Genomic DNA, 4,262 nt, shown 5'->3' on the forward strand with positions numbered 1-4,262 from the left:
GTTCAATGCGGCCATCGAAGAGCTCTGGCCTAGCAAAAAGAATCGACCGGCGGTTCGGCATTGGGTCACCGCGCAGACCAGCGAAATCACTGACTCCTGGCGCCGTGCCCGACGATCCGACGAGGGCAACTGAGCCGCGTCCGCGTCAGTCCTTCTTCATCTTGGCGTAGACCTTCTTGCAGCGCTCACACACCGGCGAGCCCGGTTTGGCCGACTTCGTGACCGGGAAGACCTCGCCGCACAGCGCAACGACGTGGCTGCCCAACACCGCGCTCTCGGCGATCTTGTCCTTCTTGACGTAGTGGAAGACCTTCGGAGTGTCGTCGTCCTGTTCAGTCCGCTCGTCGAGGTCGGGGCGTTCTATCGTCTTGGTCGTCATCTCTCCATTGTGACGCACCCGGTCCACCCGTGTGTGCGCGCGGCCCGGGGAAGTGGGACAGTGGAGACATGGCACGAGCAACCGAGAACGCCAGGCAGTCAGCGACCACGACCGACGCCTTTCTCATCACCAGTGCCGAAGACAGTCTGGAGGCCCAGCATCGGGCCCGGGTCCGAAAGTATCTGCTGATGATGAGCATTCGGGTACCGGCCCTGGTGATCGCGGGTCTGGTGTACGCGTGGACCGCCAGCCCTTGGTGGGCGATCGGCATCATCGCGATCTCCATCCCGCTCCCCTGGGTCGCCGTGCTTATCGCCAACGACCGACCGCCCCGCCAGCGCGAAGACGTCCAGTACTACCGGTTCGGCGCCGGCCGCACCGTCGGGCCGGGCGAACTGACCGCCGAAGCCACCAGCCACACCCCGCCCGGTCCGGACTCCCGGGTGATTGACGGTGGTCTGGTTGATCGCGAGCCCGCCCGGCAGCACCCGTCCGCCGACGACCCGCCCCTCGGCTGAGGGATCCGCCGGCTTCCTCAGCGACTTCTCAGTCAATGCGGGAACCTTCCGTGCGCCTGCGGCGTTGGACCAGGTGAATGCACTTGCTAGATCCACGTCGATACGAGGAGGCCGCATGACCACCGCAACCCGTCCCACGCCCACCGCCCAGGACCTGGACGCGCAGTCGCCGTCCGCTGATCTGGTCCGCGTCTACCTCAACGGAATCGGTCGCACGGCGTTGCTCACTGCCGAGCAGGAAGTCGATCTGGCTAAGGCCATCGAAGTCGGTCTCTACGCGCAGCATCTTCTCGACACCACTAAGCGAATGGGCGCCGCCCGCAAGCGCGACCTGAAGATTCTCGTCCGCGAAGGCGTGCAGGCGCGCGCTCACCTGTTGGAAGCCAATTTGCGACTGGTGGTGTCGTTGGCCAAGCGCTACACCGGCCGCGGCATGCCGCTGTTGGACTTGATTCAGGAAGGCAACCTCGGCCTGATCCGCGCCATGGAGAAGTTCGACTACGCCAAGGGCTTCAAGTTCTCGACCTACGCCACCTGGTGGATCCGCCAGGCGATCAGTCGCGGTATGGCCGATCAGAGCCGCACCATCCGCCTCCCCGTCCACCTCGTCGAGCAAGTGAACAAGATCTCCCGGATCCGCCGCGAGCTGCACCAGCAGCTGGGCCGCGAGGCCACCGACGAGGAACTGTCGGCCGAGACCGGCATCCCGGCGGCGAAGATCGCCGATCTGATGGACCACAGCCGCGACACCGTCAGCCTGGATATGCCGGTCGGCACCGACGAAGAGGCCCCGCTCGGCGACTTCATCGAAGACACCGAAGCCACCTCCGCAGAGAATGTGGTGATAAGTCACCTGCTGCACTCCGATATCCGGACCGTCCTGGGTACCCTCGACGCCCGGGAACGACAGGTCATCACCCTGCGCTTCGGGCTCGATGACGGTCAGCCCCGCACCCTAGATCAGATCGGCCGCACATTCGGGCTCTCCCGCGAGCGCGTCCGCCAGATCGAGCGCGAGGTCATGGGCAAGCTCCGCCAGGGTGACCGCGCCGATAAGCTGCGCGCCTACGCGAGCTGATCGCCGACCGACACACCGGCCCACGAACGCTGCGGCGGTCGTGGGCCGGTGTGCCTTCGGGATCTCAGCCCAGGCGGCGCGGTCCCGTGTCACCCAGTGCCGGGACCGGTCCGATCATCAGGTACGCCGACAGCACCGCGGTGCCCTCCGGTGACGACAGGATCGGGTCGAGCCGAACTTCACGTATCTCGGGAATGTCATCGACCAGCTGAGAGACCCGTAGCAGCACATCAACCACGGCCGCACGATCGGCGGGCCGATCCCCGATCTCTGCGTTGAGCAGCTGCGCGGAGCGCGGCTCGTTGAGTAGATCGTCCGCGTCGTCGAGGGTCATCGGCACCGCTCGATAGCTCCGGTCATCGAGAGATTCGAAGATCCGGCCGGACAGCCCGAACGAGGCGACCGGACCGAACGCGGTATTCTCCGTCACCCCGATGGACAGGCCCAGCCCCTTGGGGGCCATCTTTTGCACTTGAAGGGCCTGTTCACCGGTCAGTGCCTGAAGCTCAGCGAACGCGGTAATCACGGCGGTCGCATCCGACAGGTCCAGCCGTGCACCATCCCGGTCGAGTCGCCCCACCCACTCATCGCTGACCGCCTTCACGGCCACCGGGAATCCGAGTTCCCGCGCCGCCGCGGACGCCTCGTGCAAGGTCGTGACCTCGCGGAACTCCACCACCTCGATGCCATACCACGCCAGCACTGTGGCGGCCTGGACCGGCGTGAGTTCGCTCGTACCCTCCCCCATCAGTTCGCGGATGTAGCTGCGCGCGTGCTCCGGCGACACCCCCGTCAGATCCACTTCGATGCTTTCGGGCCGCGCCTTCCACTTGGCATACTGCCAGCTCAGCGCTAACGCGCTGGCAGCCCGCTCGGGCGTCGCATAGGAGGGAATCGACCCGCGGGTCGGTACTCCTTCCAGACCGACCACCGACAGACCGGCCGGGATGCCTTCGGTCGCCAGAAAGGTGGTGGTGATCGGCTTGCTGCCGGGGATGGCGCAGTGCTGCGCCGCACCGATCAGGGCGCGCGAGTACTCAGCGGCATCCACCGCAACCGGCGGCACGAATACGACGATCAGCGCGTCGACTTCCGGATCGTCCAGGGCTCTGGTCACTGCAGCAGATAGTTCGGATTCGACCACAGCGGGGCCCAAGTCGATCAGCGAGACCACCGTGAGTCCGGAACTGCGGGCCGTATTGGCGGCCAGCGAAGCAATGACCGAGGAGTTACCGACAATCGCCGTACGCGGCCCGGCGGGCAATGGTTGGTACGCCAGCACCGTGGCGGCGTCGAACAAGTCGGTGAGGGTATCGACCTGCAGTACCCCGGCCTGGGCAAGAATCATCTGGGCGATCCGGTCGTCGACCGCACCGTAGCGTTCGCGCTGCGCACTCACCCGGGTCAGTGCACCATGTCCCGATTTGATCGCCACGACCGGCTTTTTACGGCCGACCCGACGCGCAATCCGGCTGAACTTGCGTGGGTTACCGACGTTCTCCAAATACAGGAGCACGACGTCGGTGGAATCGTCGGTGTCCCAGTACTGCAGCAGGTCGTTGCCCGAGACGTCGGCGCGGTTACCCGCCGAGACGAACGTGGACAGACCCAGCTGGCGCTGGGCAGCGTGATCGAGGATCGTGATACCCAGGGCGCCGGACTGGCAGAAGAAGCCGACGTGCCCCGGGCCCGGAATGCGGGGGGCCAGTGTCGCGTTGAGGGCGATCTCCGGCGCGTTGTTCACCACTCCGAGCGCGTTCGGCCCGACCAACCGCATGCCGTGTGCCCGGACCTGTTCGACCAGCGCGCGTTCGGTGACCATTCCCTCGTCGCCGAGTTCACCGAACCCGGAGGAGACCACGACGAGCGTTTTGACGCCCTTCGCCAGACAGTCGTCGAGCACGTCGGTCATCTCCGAGGCGGGCACGGCCACCACGGCCAGGTCCACCGGATCGGGGATGTCGATGACCCGCTCGTAGGCGCGGATGGCGCGCACCGACCGGGTCTGACCGGGTCCGTTCACCGGATAGACCGGGCCGGTGAAACCGGCCGCGATCAGGTTGGCGAGCAACACGTGGCCGACCTTCTTCGGGTCCGACGACGCACCGATCACGGCCACCGCCTGCGGGCGCAGCAGGTTAGCGATACTGCGCGCCTCGGACGCACGCTCGCGGGCGTTACGAACCGACTCGATGGCATCGGTCCGGTCGATGTCGAACTCGACGTGCACAGTGCTGCCGTCGAACGACCGGCTGAGCTGATAGCCGGCCGCCTTGAACACCGCGAC

At 66.1% G+C, this 4,262-nt stretch carries 4 protein-coding genes; 2 read left to right on the top strand and 2 right to left on the bottom strand.

Annotated features, from left to right (window positions below; all coding sequences use genetic code 11):
* Nucleotides 1-145 precede the first annotated feature (145 nt).
* Nucleotides 146-379, bottom strand: a complete 234-nt coding sequence (locus tag WAW85_RS09340; protein WP_422559339.1) for a DUF3039 domain-containing protein — start codon at nt 377-379, stop codon at nt 146-148.
* 68 nt (nt 380-447) lie between these two features.
* Between WAW85_RS09340 and WAW85_RS09345 the strand changes: the two genes are divergently transcribed.
* Together WAW85_RS09345 and WAW85_RS09350 are read left to right on the top strand one after the other, a co-directional pair.
* Nucleotides 448-897, top strand: coding sequence for a DUF3099 domain-containing protein (locus WAW85_RS09345; RefSeq protein ID WP_422559340.1), 450 nt, complete (start codon nt 448-450; stop codon nt 895-897).
* Nucleotides 898-1,012: 115 nt separating this feature from the next.
* Nucleotides 1,013-1,975 (top strand): sigma-70 family RNA polymerase sigma factor, encoded by a 963-nt coding sequence (locus WAW85_RS09350; RefSeq protein ID WP_422559341.1) that lies wholly within the window; start codon nt 1,013-1,015, stop codon nt 1,973-1,975.
* Nucleotides 1,976-2,039: 64 nt separating this feature from the next.
* Here the strand turns inward: WAW85_RS09350 and WAW85_RS09355 are convergent.
* A partial coding sequence (locus tag WAW85_RS09355; protein ID WP_422559342.1) for an acetate--CoA ligase family protein occupies nt 2,040-4,262 on the bottom strand: 2,223 nt, incomplete at its 5' end.

Source organism: Gordonia sp. (in: high G+C Gram-positive bacteria), from assembly GCF_049299075.1.
Lineage (GTDB): Bacteria > Actinomycetota > Actinomycetes > Mycobacteriales > Mycobacteriaceae > Gordonia.

Bases quoted from the DNA above. Each gene is read 5' to 3' on its own strand.
- WAW85_RS09340 (WP_422559339.1), bottom strand. From the start codon at position 379: ATGACGACCAAGACGATAGAACGCCCCGACCTCGACGAGCGGACTGAA.
- WAW85_RS09345 (WP_422559340.1), top strand. From the start codon at position 448: ATGGCACGAGCAACCGAGAACGCCAGGCAGTCAGCGACCACGACCGAC.
- WAW85_RS09350 (WP_422559341.1), top strand. From the start codon at position 1,013: ATGACCACCGCAACCCGTCCCACGCCCACCGCCCAGGACCTGGACGCG.